This is a genomic window from Amycolatopsis silviterrae (assembly GCF_042684085.1).
Lineage (GTDB): Bacteria > Actinomycetota > Actinomycetes > Mycobacteriales > Pseudonocardiaceae > Amycolatopsis > Amycolatopsis silviterrae.
In genome coordinates this window covers 383,319-401,345 of record NZ_JBHUKS010000033.1, presented here as the reverse complement: position 1 = coordinate 401,345, position 18,027 = coordinate 383,319, and the positions used below count along the sequence as shown (strand labels likewise).

General features: G+C 69.9%; 19 protein-coding genes. 8 read left to right on the top strand and 11 right to left on the bottom strand.

Going from position 1 to position 18,027, the window contains the following annotated elements:
- Positions 1-169: 169 nt before the first annotated feature.
- Entirely contained in the window at positions 170-943 is a 774-nt protein-coding gene (locus tag ACFSVL_RS40505; protein WP_378312442.1) for an enoyl-CoA hydratase family protein, read from the bottom strand.
- Positions 944-1,039: 96 nt separating this feature from the next.
- On the opposite strand from ACFSVL_RS40505, the gene ACFSVL_RS40500 reads away from it, so the two are divergent.
- On the top strand, positions 1,040-1,615 hold the full coding sequence (locus tag ACFSVL_RS40500) for an ArsR/SmtB family transcription factor (protein ID WP_378312440.1): 576 nt from the start codon (positions 1,040-1,042) through the stop codon (positions 1,613-1,615).
- 90 nt (positions 1,616-1,705) lie between these two features.
- Positions 1,706-3,028 carry an alpha/beta hydrolase family protein gene (locus ACFSVL_RS40495; RefSeq protein WP_378312439.1) on the top strand — a complete coding sequence of 441 codons (1,323 nt, stop codon included), beginning with the start codon at positions 1,706-1,708 and terminating at the stop codon, positions 3,026-3,028.
- A 44-nt stretch (positions 3,029-3,072) separates the two neighbouring features.
- On the opposite strand, the gene ACFSVL_RS40490 is transcribed toward ACFSVL_RS40495, so the two are convergent.
- Positions 3,073-3,702 (bottom strand): cyclase, encoded by a 630-nt coding sequence (locus ACFSVL_RS40490; protein WP_378312437.1) that lies wholly within the window; start codon positions 3,700-3,702, stop codon positions 3,073-3,075.
- Between the two features lie 180 nt (positions 3,703-3,882).
- Positions 3,883-4,431 (bottom strand): TetR/AcrR family transcriptional regulator, encoded by a 549-nt coding sequence (locus ACFSVL_RS40485; RefSeq protein WP_378312435.1) that lies wholly within the window; start codon positions 4,429-4,431, stop codon positions 3,883-3,885.
- Positions 4,432-4,478: 47 nt separating this feature from the next.
- Between ACFSVL_RS40485 and ACFSVL_RS40480 the strand changes: the two genes are divergently transcribed.
- Positions 4,479-5,336 (top strand): oxidoreductase, encoded by an 858-nt coding sequence (locus ACFSVL_RS40480; protein WP_378312433.1) that lies wholly within the window; start codon positions 4,479-4,481, stop codon positions 5,334-5,336.
- A gap of 3 nt (positions 5,337-5,339) precedes the next feature.
- Here ACFSVL_RS40480 and ACFSVL_RS40475 read toward each other — a convergent pair whose 3' ends face one another.
- The 6 genes from ACFSVL_RS40475 to ACFSVL_RS40450 form a co-directional block, all read right to left on the bottom strand.
- Positions 5,340-6,077, bottom strand: a complete 738-nt coding sequence (locus tag ACFSVL_RS40475) for a sirohydrochlorin chelatase (protein ID WP_378312432.1) — start codon at positions 6,075-6,077, stop codon at positions 5,340-5,342.
- On the bottom strand, positions 6,074-7,336 hold the full coding sequence (locus ACFSVL_RS40470) for a sulfate adenylyltransferase subunit 1 (protein ID WP_378312430.1): 1,263 nt from the start codon (positions 7,334-7,336) through the stop codon (positions 6,074-6,076). The genes ACFSVL_RS40475 and ACFSVL_RS40470 overlap by 4 nt, the downstream gene beginning before the upstream one ends.
- Complete coding sequence (gene cysD, locus ACFSVL_RS40465; RefSeq protein ID WP_378312428.1) at positions 7,336-8,256, bottom strand: sulfate adenylyltransferase subunit CysD; 921 nt, start codon at positions 8,254-8,256, stop codon at positions 7,336-7,338. Before cysD ends, ACFSVL_RS40470 begins: the two co-directional genes overlap by 1 nt.
- A gap of 10 nt (positions 8,257-8,266) precedes the next feature.
- The gene (locus tag ACFSVL_RS40460; protein WP_378312426.1) at positions 8,267-8,962 is read right to left on the bottom strand and encodes a phosphoadenylyl-sulfate reductase; all 696 of its coding nucleotides are present in this window, start codon (positions 8,960-8,962) and stop codon (positions 8,267-8,269) included.
- Positions 8,959-10,659, bottom strand: a complete 1,701-nt coding sequence (locus ACFSVL_RS40455) for a nitrite/sulfite reductase (protein WP_378312424.1) — start codon at positions 10,657-10,659, stop codon at positions 8,959-8,961. Before ACFSVL_RS40455 ends, ACFSVL_RS40460 begins: the two co-directional genes overlap by 4 nt.
- A 117-nt stretch (positions 10,660-10,776) precedes the next feature.
- Positions 10,777-10,863, bottom strand: a complete 87-nt coding sequence (locus ACFSVL_RS40450; protein WP_350540000.1) for a putative leader peptide — start codon at positions 10,861-10,863, stop codon at positions 10,777-10,779.
- A gap of 475 nt (positions 10,864-11,338) precedes the next feature.
- Between ACFSVL_RS40450 and hemW the strand changes: the two genes are divergently transcribed.
- Both hemW and ACFSVL_RS40440 read left to right on the top strand, forming a co-directional pair.
- Positions 11,339-12,547, top strand: a complete 1,209-nt coding sequence (hemW, locus tag ACFSVL_RS40445; protein ID WP_378312422.1) for a radical SAM family heme chaperone HemW — start codon at positions 11,339-11,341, stop codon at positions 12,545-12,547.
- 70 nt (positions 12,548-12,617) lie between these two features.
- Positions 12,618-13,538 carry an NADP-dependent oxidoreductase gene (locus ACFSVL_RS40440; protein WP_378312420.1) on the top strand — a complete coding sequence of 307 codons (921 nt, stop codon included), beginning with the start codon at positions 12,618-12,620 and terminating at the stop codon, positions 13,536-13,538.
- On the opposite strand, the gene ACFSVL_RS40435 is transcribed toward ACFSVL_RS40440, so the two are convergent.
- Complete coding sequence (locus ACFSVL_RS40435) at positions 13,528-14,235, bottom strand: TetR/AcrR family transcriptional regulator (protein WP_378312419.1); 708 nt, start codon at positions 14,233-14,235, stop codon at positions 13,528-13,530. The two genes, ACFSVL_RS40440 and ACFSVL_RS40435, sit on opposite strands and share 11 nt — an antisense overlap.
- 95 nt (positions 14,236-14,330) lie before the next feature.
- Between ACFSVL_RS40435 and ACFSVL_RS40430 the strand changes: the two genes are divergently transcribed.
- The 3 genes from ACFSVL_RS40430 to ACFSVL_RS40420 all read left to right on the top strand — a co-directional run bounded on the left by ACFSVL_RS40430 (position 14,331) and on the right by ACFSVL_RS40420 (position 16,941).
- The gene (locus ACFSVL_RS40430) at positions 14,331-14,738 is read left to right on the top strand and encodes an SgcJ/EcaC family oxidoreductase (protein WP_378312418.1); all 408 of its coding nucleotides are present in this window, start codon (positions 14,331-14,333) and stop codon (positions 14,736-14,738) included.
- Between the two features lie 141 nt (positions 14,739-14,879).
- Entirely contained in the window at positions 14,880-15,698 is an 819-nt protein-coding gene (locus ACFSVL_RS40425) for a siderophore-interacting protein (RefSeq protein ID WP_378312416.1), read from the top strand.
- Positions 15,699-15,708: 10 nt separating this feature from the next.
- Complete coding sequence (locus ACFSVL_RS40420) at positions 15,709-16,941, top strand: serine hydrolase domain-containing protein (RefSeq protein WP_378312414.1); 1,233 nt, start codon at positions 15,709-15,711, stop codon at positions 16,939-16,941.
- Positions 16,942-17,020: 79 nt separating this feature from the next.
- On the opposite strand, the gene ACFSVL_RS40415 is transcribed toward ACFSVL_RS40420, so the two are convergent.
- Positions 17,021-18,019: a TIGR03842 family LLM class F420-dependent oxidoreductase gene (locus ACFSVL_RS40415; RefSeq protein ID WP_378312413.1), complete on the bottom strand. Its 999-nt coding sequence runs from the start codon at positions 18,017-18,019 to the stop codon at positions 17,021-17,023.
- Positions 18,020-18,027: the final 8 nt, after the last annotated feature.

Below are 18,027 nucleotides of genomic sequence, written 5' to 3'. Positions count from 1 at the left end.
ACCCGACCAAGATCCACAACACAAGATCACATCACACCACCCACCACTCCCTGACAAAGCCCTATCAGATTCCCTCAGGGGTCCCCTCACAGACCTTAAGAAACGGGCATAGCGGCGTTAGTCGGGTATTTCGCTGACGCGGGCGTCCTTTATGGACGGTCAGCAGGCGTCAGTCCTGCGGGACCCAGTTCGGCTTGCGCTTCTGCGCGAAGGCCAGAATTCCTTCCTGGCCTTCCTCGCTGGCGAAGAAACCCGCGGACAGCGCGTTCATGTCGGCGAAGCCTTCCGACGGCGTGGCCGGGCGCGGGCGGGCCAGCAGTTCCTTGGTGGCGGCCAGCGCCTTCGGGCCGCCCAGCGTCAGCGACTTGAGATAGCCCTCGACGGTCTTGTCCAGGTCCTCGGACGGCACGCACGCGTTCAGCAGGCCGATCTCCACCGCGCGTTTCGCGTCGAAGACATCGCCGGTCAGGAACAGCTCGTGGGCGGCACGGGCGTTCAGCCGCGGGAGCACCGTCAGGCTGATGACCGCCGGGATGACGCCGATGCGGACCTCCGAGAAGGCGAAGGTCGCCTCCGGGACCGCGACCGCGATGTCGCAGGCCGCGACCATGCCGATGCCGCCCGCGCGAGCGGGGCCGGCCAGCCGGGCGACCACCGGTTTCGGGCTCGTCCACAGCTGGTCCAGGATCTTCGGGAACTCGTTCACGCCCTGGTCGGACGAACCGGCGCCGCGGGCCTCCTTCAGGTCCATCCCGGCGCAGAAGACCGGGCCGGTGTGGGTCAGCTGCACCACGCGCACCGCGTCGTCCTCGCGGGCCTTGTCGAGCGACTCGCTCAGTTCCCGCCGCAGCTGCGCCGACAGCGCGTTGCGGTTGTGCGGGGAGTCCAGGGTGATCGTGGCGATGCCGGCCGCCACCTCGTAGTGCACCAGTTCGTCAGCCATGCCTGACACTTTCGCACACCGCCCGCGGGGCAGCGGGTGTGAAGTTCGTGCACGAAAACCCGTGCACGAAAACTCGTGCATCGCTACCGTGGGGCTATGGCAGAACCGCGCACCGCCGATCTGAAGGCCCTCAAGGCGCTCGCGAACCCCTTGCGGCAGCGGATTCTTGAGCTGCTCACCGCGTCCGGGCCGGCGACGTCGACGACGCTCGCCGAGCGGCTGGGCGTGACCAGCGGCGGGACCAGCTACAACCTGCGGGTCCTGGCGGAGAACGGGTTTGTCGAGGAGCTTCCCGAACGCGCGCGCGGGCGGGAACGCTGGTGGCGCGCGGTGCCGCACGACCTGCGGTTGCCGCCCGCCGACGAGCGCGACGATCCGGCCAAGGCGGCGATCGGCGAGCTGCATCGGCTGTGGCTCGCGGGCGACACCGACCTGTACGAGCGGTTCGAGCGCGAGCGGCCGCAGTTGGGGGAATGGGCGGACGCGATCCCGTACTCGCGCGGTGCGATCACCGTGACGCTGGACGAACTCGGCGATTTCTTCGAGGCGTATCTCGCGTTGCTGCGCCGGTATCAGCGGCCGGCCGACGAGACACCGGAGGGGGCGCGCCGGGTCGAGACGCGGATGCTCGCGTTCCCGGCACCGGGCGGGGAGGAGGCGGTTCAGGACTGAACTGAAGGAAGGCCCTGGGTGCCGAGCGGCCACTCGGCACCCAGGAAAAGGGAAAACGCGCACGATCTCCCGAAGCAAGGAGAACACTTCATGCTGCCCTGGGGCAAATCGCGGCTCGCGGCCGCGATTCTCGTGCTGGGCTCGGTCTTGCCGACCGCCCAGCCGGCACAAGCATCACCGTCCGCGAACGTCACGTTCACTGGCGCTGGCGGAATTACGTTGCACGGCACGGTATTCCGGCCGGACGGACCGGCGAGGTCCGCGATCGTCCTGCAAGGCGGGTCGGACTGGCGGACCCGGGACAACCTGCGGGTGCAGGCCGAGATGTTCACGCGGCTTGGCGTCACGACGCTCGTGTACGACCGCCGTACCAGCGGTTATTCCAAGACCCAGCGCGATTACGGCGTGCTGGCGGACGATCTGGTCTCGGCAGTGCGCGCGTTGCGGGCTCAGTCGGGGACCAAGGAAGTCGGCGTCTGGGGAGTCAGCGAGGGCGCGTGGGTCGCGCCGCTCGCGGCGACGCGGGCGGCGGACATCTCGTATGTGATCACGGTCGGCGGCTCCGGGTTGGGCGGGGCTCGGCAGACCTCGTGGTATTGGGGGAATGTCCTTCGCCACCAAGGGATTTCCGGCTCGCTGCTGACGACGCTGCCGGTGGAAGGCACGCGGTTCGCGATCGGGGCGGGGCTGTTTCCCGAGGCGGACTACGACCCGGTGCCGGTGCTGAGGCGGCTGAAACAGCCGTTGCTGGCGTTGTGGGGCGACCTCGACATCAATCATGCGCCGGTCGATAGTTCCCGGATTTTCGCGGAAGCGCTCACGAGCCATCCGGACCACACGATTCGGTTCGTCGCGGGCGGCGGGCCTGACCTGTACGCGACCAGCGACGCCGGGTTCGACCGGCTGCCCCGGGTCGTGCCCGGCTATTCGGCGGCGGTCGAGCAGTGGCTGGCAGATCGCCGCGGTGTGCACGTGGAGACTGCGGCGTTCACGCAGCGTCCGACGGAAGCGCTCCGGCCGTTGGCGTGGTGGGAATCGGTGTGGGCGCAAGGGATCGCGCTCGTGCTGCTCCTCGGCGGGTTCGTGGTCGGCGGGGTGGTTTCGCTGGTGCGCCGCCGAGGGACGAGGTCGGCGCGGTGGCTGGCCGGGCTGGGAACGGCGACGGTCGCCGGGTTCGTCGCGTTGCTGGGCTGGGCACAGGTGTCCGGGATGAAGGACCTTGGACCGGTCATCGCTGGCCGGCCGTTGCCGTGGCTGGCGGTGCAAGCGCTGGCCGTCGCGACAGTGGTGGCGCTGGCGGTCACCGTGGTAGGGCTGCGGAAACCGGACCGTCAGCGCGGGACGATCGCGCCGCTCGTCGCCGGGCTGGTGTTCGTGCCGTGGGCGGTCTACTGGGGACTGCTCGTGCCGTGAACCGGGCGCGGCCACCCGGGCGCAGCGGGTGGCCGCGGTCCGGGTCAGCCGATCGTCGTGGTGGTGAAAACCGGGCTTGGGTTGGGGAAGCACGCCGTCGGCGCGGTCACGTCGCCGATGATGCTGCTCGCCACGGCCTTGAAGGTCAGGCCGGGGTCGCTGTAGCTGGTGCCGGACAGTTTGGTCTCGATCTTGCCGGAATCGCCTGCCTTGAGGTGGGCGGTGATGGTCGGCAGTTCGAAGGTCGAACCGCCGGCGATCGGGCCGGGGAAGCTGAGCGTCGCGACGCCGTCGGCGACGTTGACCGTCGGCGGGGTGTCGCCGAGGCCGGAGCCGCCGGCGAGGTCCGCGCTGACGTAGGTCGAGTTCGCCGGGATCGGGAACTTCAGCGCGAAGGTGTTGATGTTCTTGACCTTGTTGCCGCCCACGTCGCTCGGGACGGTGTTGGGCGCCGGGTCGATGACGACGTCGAACGCTCCGCCGGGCGCGACCGTCGCGGGCGCGGTGACATCGGCGTTCTGGGTCAGCGACACCTGCTGGGGACCGACTACTGGTGCGTCGGCCTGACAGTCGAAGTTGATCGCGGTCGCGGCGGACGCCGGGGCCGCGAGCGCGATCGGGAGGGCCGCGACCGCGGTGAAGGCAGCCAGCCGGAAAAAGTGAGGTGCTTTCATCTGTGTGCTCCTACCTGCGGGTTTCACGGGGGGAGAGAGAAAGCTGCGCAGCGTTTAGAGAGTTACCGGCAAGTTAAGTAGCGCGTCAAGGATTGACCGTTCACAGGCGCGCACGGTGACGAAAAATGTGAATAGTGCTCACCTCGTGGCGGTAGGGGTGGTCTGATCGGCCGTTCGGGCCTACCGACAGTGGTCCGACAGGGCGAGCCAGGCCAGTTCGGTCCAGCGGCTCCGGGCGGGCTCGGGAACGTCCGGGCCGGGCGAGGCGGCCAGCAGCAGTCCGACGTCCTCGGCGGAGATTCCCGGACGCAGGGCGCGGTCCCGGTGTGCGGTGGCGATCAGGGATTCGATGGCCTCGACGGCGTGCGCGCGCATGGCGTGGAGCGGCTCGGGCGAGAGGTTCGAGAGCGCGGCGCGGAGCAGGCGTTCCTCGCCGAGGTCGACGACGACCCGGCGGATCAGGCTGAGGAGCTCGTCGGCCGCAGTCGTCTGACCGGCGGCGACGCGGGCGGCGGCGCTGTCGAGGACCTCGGCGATCGCGGCGCCGAGGTCTTCCGCGATCTCGCGCACGAGGTCCTGTTTGGTCGGGAAATGCCGGTAGAGGGTGCCGACGGCGACCCCGGCTTCGGCGGCGATCTCGTCCATCCCGGCCTCGGGTCCGCGCGCGATCAGCAGGGTTCGCGCGGAGGTGAGGATCGCCGTCCGGTTTCGTGCCGCGTCCGCTCGCACTGCTCGCTCCTTGCCGTTGAAGGTGAACTGATGGTTCACTATAAAACATGAACGAGTGGTTCAGGTTAGAAAGGGGCTGCGTCGCGGTGGTCACCGGAGCGAACACCGGCATCGGCTTCGAGACCGCCCGTGCGCTGGCCGACCGCGGCGCGCACGTCGTGCTGGCTTGTCGGGATCCGAAGAAAGCGCAGGACGCGGCTCGCCGGATCGGTCCCGGCACGGAGGTGATCCGGGTGGATTTGGCGTCGCTGGATTCCGTGCGGGAGGCGGCGGGCGAGCTGCGCGCCCGGCACGACCGGATCGACCTCCTGATCAACAACGCTGGGGTGACCGGCGTGTCCGGCCGGACCGAGGACGGGTTCGAGATGCAGTTCGGGGTGAACCACCTCGGCCACTTCGCGTGGACGGCGCTGCTGCTCGACCGGCTGCTGGACGTGCCGGGCTCCCGGGTGGTGACGGTCAGCAGCATCGGGCACCGGTTCGGCCGGATCGACCCGGCGGACCTGCGGGCGGCCAGCGGGTACCCGGCGTCGAAACTGGCCAACCTGCTGTTCGCCTACGAACTGGCGAAACGCTTGCGGGGCAAGGAAACCGTCTCGCTCGCCGCCCATCCCGGCGGCGCGACCACCGACATCTTCCGGTACTCGTCGCCGGTGTTCCGGGGCGTGAACCTGGCGGTGGCCCGGCTGTTCGGGCGCACGCCTGAGATGGGCGCGCTGCCGACGCTGAGAGCGGCGACGGATCCCAGTGCGAGCAACGGCGAGTACTACGGTCCCGGCGGGCTTTTCGAGATCGGCGGCTATCCGGAGCTGGTCAAGTCCAGTGCGCGCTCACACGACGAGAGCCTGCAAAAGCAGTTGTGGGAGGCATCGCTGGAGGCGACCGGGGTGGGCTGTCCGGTGTGACGGTCAGGCGGCGGTCCGCAGCAGCCCGGAGATCGCGGCGGCGTACCGGCCGATCACGACGTCCGCGACGCGCGGGTCGTCCGCGAGCGGCTCGGCGATGAAGGCGTTCGGGTCGGCGTCGCGGGCCAGCGCCGCGATCCGGTCCGGCAGCAGGCCGGGGGCCAGAAACCACGACGCGACCACGAGACGCCGGACGCCGCGGGCGCGCAGCCGGGCGGCCGCGGCCGGGATGTCCGGCTGGGTGGCGCTGGCGAACGCCTCGCTCACCGGAAGCCCGAGCTGCTTTTCCCAGCGTGCGGCCAAACCGGCGACGACCGCGTTGGCCTCGGGATTGGACGAGCCGACCGCGCTCAGCAGCACCCCGGTCCCGTTGCGGCGGCGCGCTCCGGCGATCCGGTCGAGGGCGACGGCTTGGAGCGCCGGGTCGGCGCCGAGGACGTCCGACACCTGGATCCGGAAGCCGGGGCACTCCGCGGCCACCTCGCCGACCAGCGCGGGCAGGTCGACCCGGGCGTGAAAAGCGCTGCCCAGCAGCAACGGCACGACGACCGCGGAGCGGTGCCCCTGCGCGTAAAGACCGCGGAGCACGTCGGTGACGCGCGGCTCCGACAGGTCGAGGAACGACTCGTGGACCTCCAGCCCCGGTGCCTGCGCACGGACGACGTCGACCAGCGCCCGCACCGTCGCGGCGGAGCGGGGATCACGACTGCCGTGCGCCACGGCGACCAGGGGAGGCGTCACGAGAACCGCTCTCCGACGAGACCGGCGGCGAGGGTGTCGCCGTCCTTCGGGTCGATCACCAGGAACGCGCCGGTGCGCGGGCTGACGCCGTAGTCGTCCACCGGCAGCGGCTCGGCCAGCTGCAAGGTGACGCTGCCGATGTCGTTCAGCTCCAGGCTTTCCGGGGAGTCCACACTGGACAGTGTCTGCTCGTCGAACCGGGCGTGCAACTCGCTGGTCAGGCCCTGCACGGTCCGGGCGCCGTGCTTGATCAGCACGCGCGCGCCTGCCTTGAGCGGCTTCGAGGACAGCCAGCACAGCGTGCCGGTGATCTCGTCGGTGACCTGCGGCGGCGCGTCGGCGGCCGCGATCAGGTCGCCGCGGCTGATGTCGATGTCGTCGGCGAGCAGCAGCGTCACCGACGTTCCGGCACCGGCTTCGTCGAGCGGTCCGTCGGCGGTGTCGATCCGCTCGACCCGGCTGCGGATGCCCTGCGGCTGCACGACGATCTCGTCGCCGGGACGCACCGTGCCGGCCGCGATCTGGCCGGCGTAGCCGCGGTAGTCCGGGTACTCCGGCGTGCGCGGGCGGATCACGTACTGCACCGGGAAGCGCAGCGCGGAATCGTGCGGATCCGGGGCCACCGGCACGTTTTCGAGGTGCTCCAGCAGCGACGGGCCGTCGTACCACGGGGTTTTCTCCGACCGGGTGGCGACGTTGTCGCCGACCAGCGCGGAAACCGGGATGGTGACGACGGACGCCGGGTCGTAGCCGAGCGATTCCGCGTGCGCGGTGAACTCCTTGGCGATGACGCCGAAGGTGTTCTCGTCGTAGTCGACGAGGTCGATCTTGTTCACCGCCAGCACCAGCTGCGGCACGCCGAGCAGCGCGAGCACGGCCGCGTGCCGCCGGGTCTGCTCGACCACGCCGTTGCGCGCGTCGACCAGCAGCACCCCGAGCTGCGCGGTGGACGCGCCGGTGACCGTGTTACGGGTGTACTGCACGTGCCCGGGCGTGTCGGCGAGCACGAACGACCTCTTCGGCGTCGCGAAATACCGGTACGCGACGTCGATCGTGATGCCCTGCTCGCGCTCCGAGCGCAGGCCGTCGACGAGCAGCGAAAGGTCCGGAGTGGACAGTCCTTTGTCGACAGACGCGCGGGTGACCGCGTCGAGCTGGTCGGCGAGGACGGACTTGGTGTCGTACAGCAGCCGCCCGACCAGCGTGGACTTCCCGTCGTCCACGCTGCCCGCGGTGGCCAGCCTCAGCAGGCTCGACATCAGAAGTAGCCCTCCCGTTTGCGGTCTTCCATGGCCGCCTCGGACATCCGGTCGTCGGCGCGGGTGGCCCCGCGTTCGGTGAGCCGCGAAGCCTGGACCTCGGCGATCACTTCGTCCACAGTGGACGCCGTGGACTCGATCGCGCCGGTGCACGAACCGTCGCCGACGGTCCGGTAGCGCACGCTCAGCTCGCGGACGTCCTCGCCGGGACGCGGACCGCCCCACGGTCCCTCGCTGAGCCACATGCCGTCGCGCTGGTAAACCGCGCGCTGGTGGGCGTAGTAGATGGAAGGCAGTTCGACCTTCTCGCGGGCGATGTAGTTCCACACGTCCGCTTCGGTCCAGTTGGACAGCGGGAACACGCGGACCTGCTCGCCCGGACGGTGCCGTCCGTTGTACAGATTCCACAGCTCCGGGCGCTGCCGCCGCGGCTCCCACTGGCCGAAAGCGTTGCGCAGGCTGAAGATCCGCTCCTTCGCCCGCGCTCGTTCCTCATCGCGGCGACCGCCGCCGAAGACCGCGTCGAACTTGTTCTCGGCGATCGTCTCCAGCAGCGGGGTGGTCTGCAGCGGGTTGCGCAGGCCGTCGGCGCGCTCTTCGAGCCTGCCGTCGTCGATCCAGTCCTGCACCTTCGCGACGACCAGGCGCAGGCCGTGCTTTTCGACGACCTGGTCGCGGAACTCGAGGACCTCGTCGAAGTTGTGCCCGGTGTCCACGTGCAGCAGCGGGAACGGCACCGGCGCTGGCCAGAACGCCTTGATCGCCAGGTGCAGCATCAGCGTCGAGTCCTTGCCGCCGGAGAACAGGATCACCGGCCGGTCGAACTCGCCCGCGACCTCGCGGAAGATGTGGATGGCCTCGGACTCAAGAGCGGCGAGGTTGTCGACAGCCGCGTCGGCCGCCGGTTCCAAAGTCGTCATGCTTCCTTCCTCAGCCATGCAGTCCGCACTCGGTTTTGGACTGCCCGGCCCACCGGCCGCTGCGCGGATCTTGGCCCGCCTCGACCTTCGCGGTGCAGGGCGCGCAGCCGATCGAGAGGTACCCGATCGACACCAGCGGGTTCTCCAGAATCCCGTTCGTATGCAGATAGCCGTTGAACTCTTCGTCGGTCCACGCCGCGATCGGGTTGATCTTCACCAGGCCGTTGCGGTCGTCCCAGGTGACGATCGGCGTGTTCGCGCGGGTCGGCGCGTCCACCCGGCGCACGCCGGTGACCCACGCCGAGTACTTGCCGAGCGTCTGCCGCAGCGGCACCACCTTGCGCAGGAAGCAGCACTGGCCGGGGTCGCGTTCGTGCAGCTTCGGCCCGTACTCCGCGTCCTGCTCGGCGACGCTCTGCTCGGCCTGCGCGTTGACGATCCGCACCTCCGGGTACACCGTCTGCACCGCGTCGCGCACCCCGAGGGTTTCGGCGAAGTGGTAGCCGGTTTCCAGGAACAGCACGTCCACCGCGGGCTTGACCTTCGTGGCGAGGTCGATCAGCACGGCGTCCTGCATGTTCGACGCCACGATGAAGTCGTCGCCGAAGGTCTCGGCCGTCCAGCGCAGCGCCTCCTCGGCGGTCGCCTCGGCCAGTTCCTTCTCGGCGCGTTCGGCCAGCGCCCGGTAGTCCGTCACCGAGGTCACTGCAGCACCCCTTCGTCCGCCCGCAGCGCCCACTGCGGGAACCGTTCGCCCGGCTCGCGGCCCGCGACGTACGCGCGCACCACGCGTTCCACGTACTCGACCAGTTCGCCGGCGGTGACCTTGTGGCCGCGCAGCTTGCGGCCGAATCCGGCGTCGAGGCCGAGACCGCCGCCGAGGTGCACCTGGAAGCCCTCGACCTGGTTGCCGTCGGCGTCGGTGACGATCTGGCCCTTGAGCCCGATGTCCGCGGTCTGCACGCGGGCGCAGGAGTTGGGGCAGCCGTTGAGGTGCACCGAGACCGGCGTTTCCAGCTGGGCGTTGATGTCGGCGAGCGACTTCTCCAGGTCCGCGACCAGCTGCTGCGCGCGCACCTTCGTCTCGACGATCGCGAGCTTGCAGAACTCCAGCCCGGTGCACGCCATCACGCTGCGCCGCCACGGCGACGGCTTGGTCTGCAGGCCCAGTTCGGCCAGTTCCGTCTGCAGCGCGGGGACCTTGTCCTCGGGCACGTCGAGCACGACCAGCTTCTGGTGCGGGGTCAGCCGGACCCGCTGCGATCCGGCCCGCTCGGCCGCCCCGGCGACCGCGACCAGCGTGCTGCCCGACACCCGTCCGGCGATCGGCGCGGCCCCGACGTAGTAGTTGCCGTCCTTCTGCCGGTGCACGCCGACGTGGTCGACCGGCGTCGCGGGGTTCTCCGGCGGCGGGCCGTCGATCAGCTTCCGCTTGAGGTACTGGGTTTCGAGGACTTCGCGGAACTTTTCGATGCCCCAGTCCTTGACCAGGAACTTCAGCCGCGCCCGCGAACGGAGCCGCCGGTAGCCGTAGTCGCGGAAGATCGAGACGACGCCTTCCCACACCTGGGGCACCTCGTCCAGCGGGATCCACGCGCCGACCCGCTGCGCGAGCATCGGGTTCGTGGACAGCCCGCCGCCGACCCACAGGTCGAGGCCGGGGCCGTGCTCGGGGTGGTTGACGCCGACGAAGGCGATGTCGTTGATCTCGTGCACGATGTCCGGCAGCCCGGAGATCGCGGTCTTGAACTTGCGCGGCAGGTTGGCGAAGCGCGGGTCGCCGATGTAGCGCTCGAGGATCTCGTCGATCGCGGGGGTGGCGTCGAGCACCTCGTTCTCGGCGATGCCGGCGACCGGGGAGCCGAGCACGACGCGCGGGCAGTCGCCGCACGCCTCGGTGGTGCTCAGGCCGACGGCCTCGAGCCGGGACCAGATCGAGGGCACGTCCTCGATCTGGATCCAGTGGTACTGGACGTTCTGCCGGTCGCTGATGTCGGCGGTGTCGCGCGCGTGCTCCTTCGAGATCTCGCCGATCACCCGCAGCTGCTCGGTGGTGAGCGCGCCGCCGTCGATGCGGACGCGCATCATGAAGTAGCGGTCGTCCAGCTCTTCGGGCTCCAGCAGCGCGGTGCGGCCGCCGTCGATGCCCGGCTTGCGCTGGGTGTAGAGGCCGAACCAGCGGAACCGGCCGCGCAGGTCGCCCGGGTCGATCGAGTCGAAACCCCGGTGCGCGTAGATGTTCTCGATCCGGGCCCGGACGTTGAGCGGGCTGTCGTCCTTCTTCGAGCGCTCGTTCGGGTTCAGCGGCTCCCGGTAACCGAGCGCCCACTGACCCTCGCCGCGCTTCTGGCGCGGCCGGGCCGCGCGGCCCTTCGCGGGCGTTTCACGCGTGGGTGCGGACATGGAGATCCTCCGGGCGGGGTTGTCGAGGCGGCTCCGGCGGCCCGCCGCGGCGTCGATGCGGGGCGGGAGCGGGGCCGGACGGTCCAGGTGGTGGGCTGGGCAGGCTTTGCGCGGGAGTCAGCGAACAGGCCGGCAGAGCGCGCTCGCGACCCGGAGAAGGTCGACGTGGCGGCGCGCCACGAGAAGGACACCGGCAGGACTCACCGGCTCAGATTGCCACGAGGGCCGAACGTCGTCCAAGGGCGTCCGGATCGTGGGAGAAGGCTCACTCCGGCGGTGCGAAACCGCCGCGGATGTGCATTGGCCGGGCGATCTGCCAGGTCTTTCCCGGCTTTCGGACGCTTCGTGGGACAGCTGTGGCTGCTGGGCAGCCCGGTGCTCGACGGGTGCCGCATCGTTCGGCGGCCGAACTTTCCGCCGGATGGCGCAGGGGGTTCCGGCGCGGCGGGGCAAGGACCTTCGCGTCCGTGCGGGGCACCTTGAGGGAACCTGATTCCGATGTCAGGACTTTTTGATGGTCCGTGAGGGGAACCTTCACGGACTCTGATTCCCTCAGGGTTCCCTTCACGGACTTCAGGACCTCGCTCCCCGCCGCCCATTCCGGGTCCGTGGACTGGGCGCCGCGCCTGCCGCGCAGCCTAAGTTACTGCCGTCGGTGCGGCAGGGGAGAATGGGTGTCGTGCCTGTTCCCGACACTGCCCGTCCGCCCGCCGGACTTCCCGAGACCGCGCTCGCGGGCCTCGGCACCCGCCCGTTCGGCGTGTACGTCCACGTGCCGTTTTGCGCGACCCGCTGCGGCTACTGCGACTTCAACACCTACACCGCGGGCGAACTCGGCTCCGCCGCCTCGCCGCGGTCGTGGCTGGACGCGTTGCGCCGGGAGCTGGAGCTGGGCGCGGAAATCCTCGGCGGCGCGCCCCCGGCGGAGACGGTGTTCGTCGGCGGCGGGACGCCGTCCATGCTCGGCGCGGACGGGCTGGCCGAGGTGCTCGACGGCGTCCGGTCGGTGTTCGGGCTTGCGCCGGGCGCCGAGGTGACGACCGAATCGAACCCGGAGTCCACCTCGCCCGAGTTCTTCGCGGGCATCCGTGACGCGGGTTACACCCGGGTGTCGCTGGGCATGCAGTCCGCGGCCCGGCACGTGCTGAAGGTGCTCGACCGCGTGCACACCCCCGGCCGTCCGGTCGACGCCGCGCGCGAAGCCCGTGCCGCTGGGTTCGAGCACGTCAACCTCGACCTTATTTACGGCACGCCGGGGGAGCGGGTCGAAGATCTGCGCGCGTCGCTCGACGCGGTTCTTTCCGCGGGCGTCGATCACGTGTCGGCGTACGCGCTGATCGTGGAGGACGGCACCGCGCTGGCCCGTCGCGTCCGGCGCGGCGAGCTGCCCGCTCCCGATGACGACACGCTCGCCAGCTACTACGAGTTGATCGACTCTGTCCTCGCCGGTGCGGGCCTGACCTGGTACGAGGTGTCGAACTGGGCGACCGACGAGGCCGCGCGGTGCCGGCACAACCTCGGCTACTGGCAGGGCGGCGACTGGTGGGGCGCCGGTCCGGGCGCGCACAGCCACGTCGGCGGCGTGCGGTGGTGGAACGTCAAGCATCCGGCCAAGTACTCCAGCCTGCTCGCGGAAGGGCAGAGCCCGGAGGCCGACCGCGAGGTGCTCGCCGAGGAAGACCGGCACCTGGAGCGGATCATGCTGGAGCTGCGGATCTCCGACGGGCTGGCGTTGTCCGCGCTCGACGACGCCGGAGTGAAGGAAGCGCGGGCGGCGGCCGCGGAGGGGTTGCTCGAAGTGTCCGATTTGGACAGTCGAGGCCGCGCGGTGCTCACCGATCGCGGCCGGTTGCTCGCGGATGCCGTGGTCCGGCGGCTGGCCGGCTGAATTTTCGCCCGCCGGGCATAAATCCGTTCGATCGTTTGTTGGGCTAAGCATACGAGCGAGGGAGACGCGTATGCCGCAAGCGGTCAGATACGGCGAACACGGCGGGGTCGAAGTGCTGGAGCTGGCCGAAGTGCCCCGGCCGGCACCGGAATCCGGGCAGGTGCTCGTACGGGTCCGGGCCGCGGGCATCAATCCGGGGGAAGCGAAGATCCGGGTGGGCGCGCTCGCGGACCGCTGGCCGTCCACCTTCCCGTCCGGGCAGGGCAGCGACCTGGCCGGCGTGGTGGTCGAGCTGGGTGCGGACGTCGAAGAAATCCAGGCGGGGGACGAGGTCGTCGGCTTCGTGCACACCCGTTCCAGCCACGCCGAGTACGTGCTCGTCCCGGCGGAGCATCTCGTCCCGAAGCCGGACGGGCTGTCGTGGGAGGTCGCGGGCGGCTTGTTCGTCGCCGGAACGACCGCGTACGCCGCGGTCCGGGCGGTGTGCCCGCGCGAGGGCGAGACGATCGTCGTGTCCGGGGCGGCCGGCGGGGTCGGTTCGCTGGCCGTGCAGCTGGCGAAGCTGACCGGCGCGACCGTGATCGGCATTGCCGGCGAAGCCAACCACGAGTGGTTGCGCGAGCACGACATCGTGCCGATCGCGTACGGCGAAGGGCTCGAAGAGCGGCTCCGGGAGCTGACCGGCGACCAGGTGCACGCGTTCATCGACACCTACGGCGAGGGCTACGTCGAGCTCGGTTTGCGGCTCGGCGTCTACCCGGGCCGGATCGACACGGTGGTCGATTTCGCCGCCGCCGAGACGTACCGCGTGAAGACCGAGGGCAACCTGGCCGGAGCGACCGCCGAGGTCATGCGCGACCTGGTTGCCTTGGCGGACAAGGGATTGCTCGACGTCCCGATCGCCGCGACGTATCCGCTGGCCGAGGTGCAGGCCGCCTACCGCGAGCTGGAACAGGGTCACACGCGCGGCAAGATCGTGCTTACTTTCTGACCATCGCCGCCAGCCCGGCCACGAACGCCTCCAAGGCGAATTCGAGCCGGGCCTGGCTGGTGTCCGCGTTGAAGAACTCCCCGGCCTGCAACAGGTTCGGGAACGCGCTCGCGGGCAGCGACTGCATGTAGTCGGCCATCTGCCGCTCGCGCTCGCTCATCTCCGCCGGGTCGTAATCGCCGAACGTCCAGCCGCTGGCCTCGTACGCGAAGGCCTTGGTGTACGTGCTCAACGCGTCTCCGGCGAACACTGCCTGCTGCAGATCCAGGCCGCCCGCGCGCAGCAGCTGAAGCATTACTTCGCCCTGCCGCAGTGAGTTCGGCGTAACCGGAATCGGGGTCTGCCACGCGACTTTCGCGATGCCCGGATACGCCATCATCGCCCGGATCTGGTGCCGTACTTGCTCTTTGACCTGTTCGGTCCACCGCCGCGGATCCGGTTCCGGGCACGGCACCTCGCTGAGCGCCGCGTCGAGCATCAGCTCGTCCAGTTCCTCTTTGTTGGCCACGTACGCGTAAAGCGACGCCGGGCCGGTCTCCAGCTGCTGCGCGACCCGCCGCATCGAAACGGCGTCGATGCCCTCGGCGGCCAGGATTTCGAGCGCGGTCTTCACGATCAGGTCCTGCGACAGCATCTGCTTGGCGGCGCGCCGGCGCGGGCTCGGCGTCCGGCGCCACGGCGGGGGCGGTGCGTTCATCCCCGAAGCCTAGACGAACCCGGCCCTTGACGCGAACGGTGTTCGTGAGTACAACTGGACTCGTACGCGAACGACGTTCGTTAAGGAGAATCAGCATGTCGCAGCACGAAGAAGTCCTGTCCGTTCTCTCCCGCCTCGCCGATGCCTGGAACAGCGGCGACGCTGACGCTTACGGCGCTCTGTTCACCGAGGATGCTGACTACGTCACCTTTTTCGGGTACCGGTCCGTCGGCCGCCAGGCGATCGCGGACTCGCACCGGGAGCTGTTCCAGGGGCCGCTGAAAGGCTCGAAGCTCACCGGCTTCGGCGACCCGCGGGTGCGGTTCCTGCGGGACGACGTCGCGGTCATCGTGACCGGCGGCGGCTCGTCGCTGACCGGCGGCGACGACCCGGCGGCGGAAGGCCGCGAGAGCACGTTGACCTACGTGCTGGTGCGGGGCGACGAGGGCTGGCGGATCACCGCGTTCCAGAACACCCGGGTTTCGAAGCCGTGGGAAGCATGAGGACGGTTCCGGGACCGGGTCCGGGAGGGCTTTCAGGCAACGCTGGCCGAACTCGGGGCAACCGGCGCTGGGCGGAGCGGGGGAAGGCGCGTACCGTGGATGACGCGACTTAGGTAAACCTTACTGAAACAGGGGTGTTCGATGGCCGAAGGTCCGGCGCGCAAGGGGAGGACCGCGGTGCGGCTGGAGGTGCTGCGCAAGGAGCACCTCACTCCGCACATGATCCGGATCGTGGCCGGCGGCGACGGGCTGCGCGACTTCCGGGCGAACGAGTTCACCGACGCGTACGTGAAGGTGATCTTCAAGGTGCCGGGGGTGGAGTATCCGGAGCCGTTCGACCTGAACCGGATCCGCGAGGAGCTGCCGCGCGAGCACGCGCCGCGGCTGCGCACGTACACCGTCCGTTCGTACGACCAGGCGGCCGGCGAGCTGGTGCTCGACTTCGTGGTGCACGGCGACGAGGGCCTCGCCGGTCCGTGGGCGCAGGGTGCGCAACCCGGTGACGAGCTGCTGCTGGCCGGTCCGGGCGGGGCGTACGCGCCGCGCGCCGACGCTGGCTGGCACCTGCTGGTCGGCGACGAATCGGCGTTGCCCGCCATCGCCGCTGCGCTGGAAGCGCTGCCGGCTGGGGCGCTGGCGCACGTGTTCCTGCTCGTGTCGGACCAGTCGGAGCACCAGGCGCTCGCGACGAAGGCCGACGCGCAGGTCACGTGGCTGCACCGTTCGGCGGCCGACGATCTGGTGGCGGCGGTGAAGGCGCTGCCGTGGCCGGACGAGGACGTGCACGCGTTCGTCCACGGCGAGGCCGGCTTCGTGCGGGAGCTGCGACGGTACCTGTTCACCGAGCGCGGTGTCGACCGGGATTCCGTGTCGCTGTCCGGATACTGGCGCGAGGGCAAGAACGACGAGGCCTGGCGCGAGGAAAAGGCAGCGGAGCGGAAAGCGGCCGACTCGGCGTAAGGTCGCCGGCATGGCGACCGAGGTGAAGGTGGAGGCCGATCCGGCCGACGCGGGTTTCGACGGGGCACGGCTGCGGCGGATCGACCGGCGTTTCGCCCGGTACGTCGACGACGGTTTGCTGCCGGGATTCCTCGCGGTGGTGAGCAGGCACGGCCGGATCGTGCACGTGGCGTCGCACGGCGCGCGGGACGTCGAGGCCGGCGCCCCGGTCGAGACCGACACGATCTGGCGGATCTTCTCGATGACGAAGCCGGTCACCTCGGTGGCGGCGATGACGTTCGTCGAGGAAGGCCTGATCGACCTCACCGACCCGATCTCGCGGTGGCTGCCGGAATTCGCCGAGCCGCGGGTGTACGCGAAGGGCTCGGCGCTGGCCCCGGTCACCGAACCGGCGACCGAGCCGATCCGGTTGTGGCACCTGCTTTCGCACACCTCGGGTCTCACCTACGGCTTCCACCACACGCATCCGGTCGACGCGGTCTACCGGGCGGGCGGGTACGAATGGGGGACGCCGCCGGGGCTGGACCTGGCGGCGTGCACCAAGGCGTGGGCGCAGTTCCCGCTCGTGTTCCAGCCGGGTGCGGAATGGAACTACTCGGTGGCCACCGACGTCCTCGGCAGGCTGATCGAGGTGCTGGCGGGGAAGCCGCTCGACGAAGTGTTCGCCGAGCGGATCTTCGGGCCGCTGGGCATGACGGACACCGGGTTCTGGACCTCCGACACCGACCGTCTCGCGGCCCTGTACCTGCCCGCGCCTAAGACGAAACAGCTGGTGCGCAACGACGCCTTCGGGGCAGTGGGCACGTCGCGCCCGGCTTGCCTTTCGGGCGGCGGCGGCCTGGTGTCGACGGCTGCGGACTACCACCGGTTCACCCAGATGCTGTTGCGCCGCGGCGAACTCGACGGCGTGCGGGTGCTGAGCCCGCGGACGGTGGACCTGATGACGGCGAACCACCTGCCGGGGCACGTGGACCTGGAGGCGTACGGCCGTCCGCTGTTCGCGGAGATGCCTTTCGACGGGTACGGATTCGGGCTGGGGTTCTCGGTCCTGATCGACTCGGTGAAGGCGAAAACCCTTGCCACACCGGGGGAGTACGCGTGGGGCGGGGCGGCTTCGACGGCGTTCTGGGTGGATCCGGACGAGGATCTGACGGTGGCGTTCTACACGCAGCTGCTGCCGTCGTCGACCCACCCGATCCGGCAGCAGCTGCGGCAGCTGGTTTACCAGGCGATGCTGGACTGAGCTTTACGGCACTCGCTGCGGGCGTCCGTGAGGGGAACCCTGAGGGAATCAGATTCCCTCAGGGTTCCCCTCACGGACTTCACGCGGTCAGCTTCGGAATCACCTGCGCCCCGTACTCGGCCATCGTCTTCTCCCGCTCGTCGTGCATCAGGTACAGCGCGAACTGGTCCACCCCCAGCTCCGCCAGTTCCTCCAGCCGCGCGACGTGCGCCGACGCCGGACCGAGCAGGCAGAACCGGTCGACGATCTCGTCCGGGACGAACGCGGTCGACGGGTTGCCGGCGCGGCCGTGGTGGGAGTAGTCGTAGCCTTCGCGCTCGCGGATGTAGTCCGTCAGCTCGCGCGGCACGGTGCCCGACGAGCCGTATCGCGCGACTAGATCCGCGACGTGATTGCCCACCATTCCGCCGAACCAGCGCAGCTGTTCCCGTTGGTGCGCCAGGTCTTCGCCGACGTACGCCGGGGCCGCGACGCAGATTGTGATCCCGCCTGGATCGCGGCCGGCGGCTCGTGCGGCGTCCCGGACCGCGCCGATGGTCCAGCGGGCGATCGCCGGGTCGGCGCATTGCAGGATGAAGCCGTCCGCGTGTTCGCCGACCGTTTGCAGCGCCTTCGGCCCGTACCCGGCCATCCACATTTCCAGCCGCCCGCCGCGGATCCACGGGATGCGGACGGCGGTGTCGTTCATCGTGACCTCGCGGCCCTCGGCGAGGTCTTTCACCATCCGCATGCATTCCCGCACCGTGGCCAAAGTGGACGGTGGACGGCCGACGACCCGGTGCGCGGAGTCGCCGCGGCCGATGCCGCACACGGTGCGGTTGCCGTACATGTCGTTGAGCGTGGCGAAGGTCGACGCCATCACCGACCAGTCCCTGGTGCCGGGGCTGGTCACCATCGGCCCCACCACCAGCGACGACGTCGCCGCGAGGATCCGCGAGTAGATCACGAACGGTTCCTGCCACAGCACGCACGAGTCGAACGTCCAGCCGTACCGGAACCCGGCGTCCTCGGCGGCCTGCATCATCCGCACGACCTCCGCCGCGGGCGGGTCGGTCTGCAGCACGATCCCGAAATCCATCAGGCGGC

What these genes read in the sequence shown, in the direction of transcription:
- ACFSVL_RS40415 (WP_378312413.1), bottom strand. Translation starts at nt 18,019, where the DNA reads ATGGATTTCGGGATCGTGCTGCAGACCGACCCGCCCGCGGCGGAGGTC.
- ACFSVL_RS40490 (WP_378312437.1), bottom strand. Translation starts at nt 3,702, where the DNA reads ATGAAAGCACCTCACTTTTTCCGGCTGGCTGCCTTCACCGCGGTCGCG.
- ACFSVL_RS40505 (WP_378312442.1), bottom strand. Translation starts at nt 943, where the DNA reads ATGGCTGACGAACTGGTGCACTACGAGGTGGCGGCCGGCATCGCCACG.
- ACFSVL_RS40470 (WP_378312430.1), bottom strand. Translation starts at nt 7,336, where the DNA reads ATGTCGAGCCTGCTGAGGCTGGCCACCGCGGGCAGCGTGGACGACGGG.
- ACFSVL_RS40500 (WP_378312440.1), top strand. Translation starts at nt 1,040, where the DNA reads ATGGCAGAACCGCGCACCGCCGATCTGAAGGCCCTCAAGGCGCTCGCG.
- ACFSVL_RS40430 (WP_378312418.1), top strand. Translation starts at nt 14,331, where the DNA reads ATGTCGCAGCACGAAGAAGTCCTGTCCGTTCTCTCCCGCCTCGCCGAT.
- ACFSVL_RS40420 (WP_378312414.1), top strand. Translation starts at nt 15,709, where the DNA reads ATGGCGACCGAGGTGAAGGTGGAGGCCGATCCGGCCGACGCGGGTTTC.
- ACFSVL_RS40495 (WP_378312439.1), top strand. Translation starts at nt 1,706, where the DNA reads ATGCTGCCCTGGGGCAAATCGCGGCTCGCGGCCGCGATTCTCGTGCTG.
- ACFSVL_RS40440 (WP_378312420.1), top strand. Translation starts at nt 12,618, where the DNA reads ATGCCGCAAGCGGTCAGATACGGCGAACACGGCGGGGTCGAAGTGCTG.
- ACFSVL_RS40425 (WP_378312416.1), top strand. Translation starts at nt 14,880, where the DNA reads ATGGCCGAAGGTCCGGCGCGCAAGGGGAGGACCGCGGTGCGGCTGGAG.
- ACFSVL_RS40455 (WP_378312424.1), bottom strand. Translation starts at nt 10,659, where the DNA reads ATGTCCGCACCCACGCGTGAAACGCCCGCGAAGGGCCGCGCGGCCCGG.
- ACFSVL_RS40480 (WP_378312433.1), top strand. Translation starts at nt 4,479, where the DNA reads ATGAACGAGTGGTTCAGGTTAGAAAGGGGCTGCGTCGCGGTGGTCACC.
- ACFSVL_RS40435 (WP_378312419.1), bottom strand. Translation starts at nt 14,235, where the DNA reads ATGAACGCACCGCCCCCGCCGTGGCGCCGGACGCCGAGCCCGCGCCGG.
- cysD (WP_378312428.1), bottom strand. Translation starts at nt 8,256, where the DNA reads ATGACGACTTTGGAACCGGCGGCCGACGCGGCTGTCGACAACCTCGCC.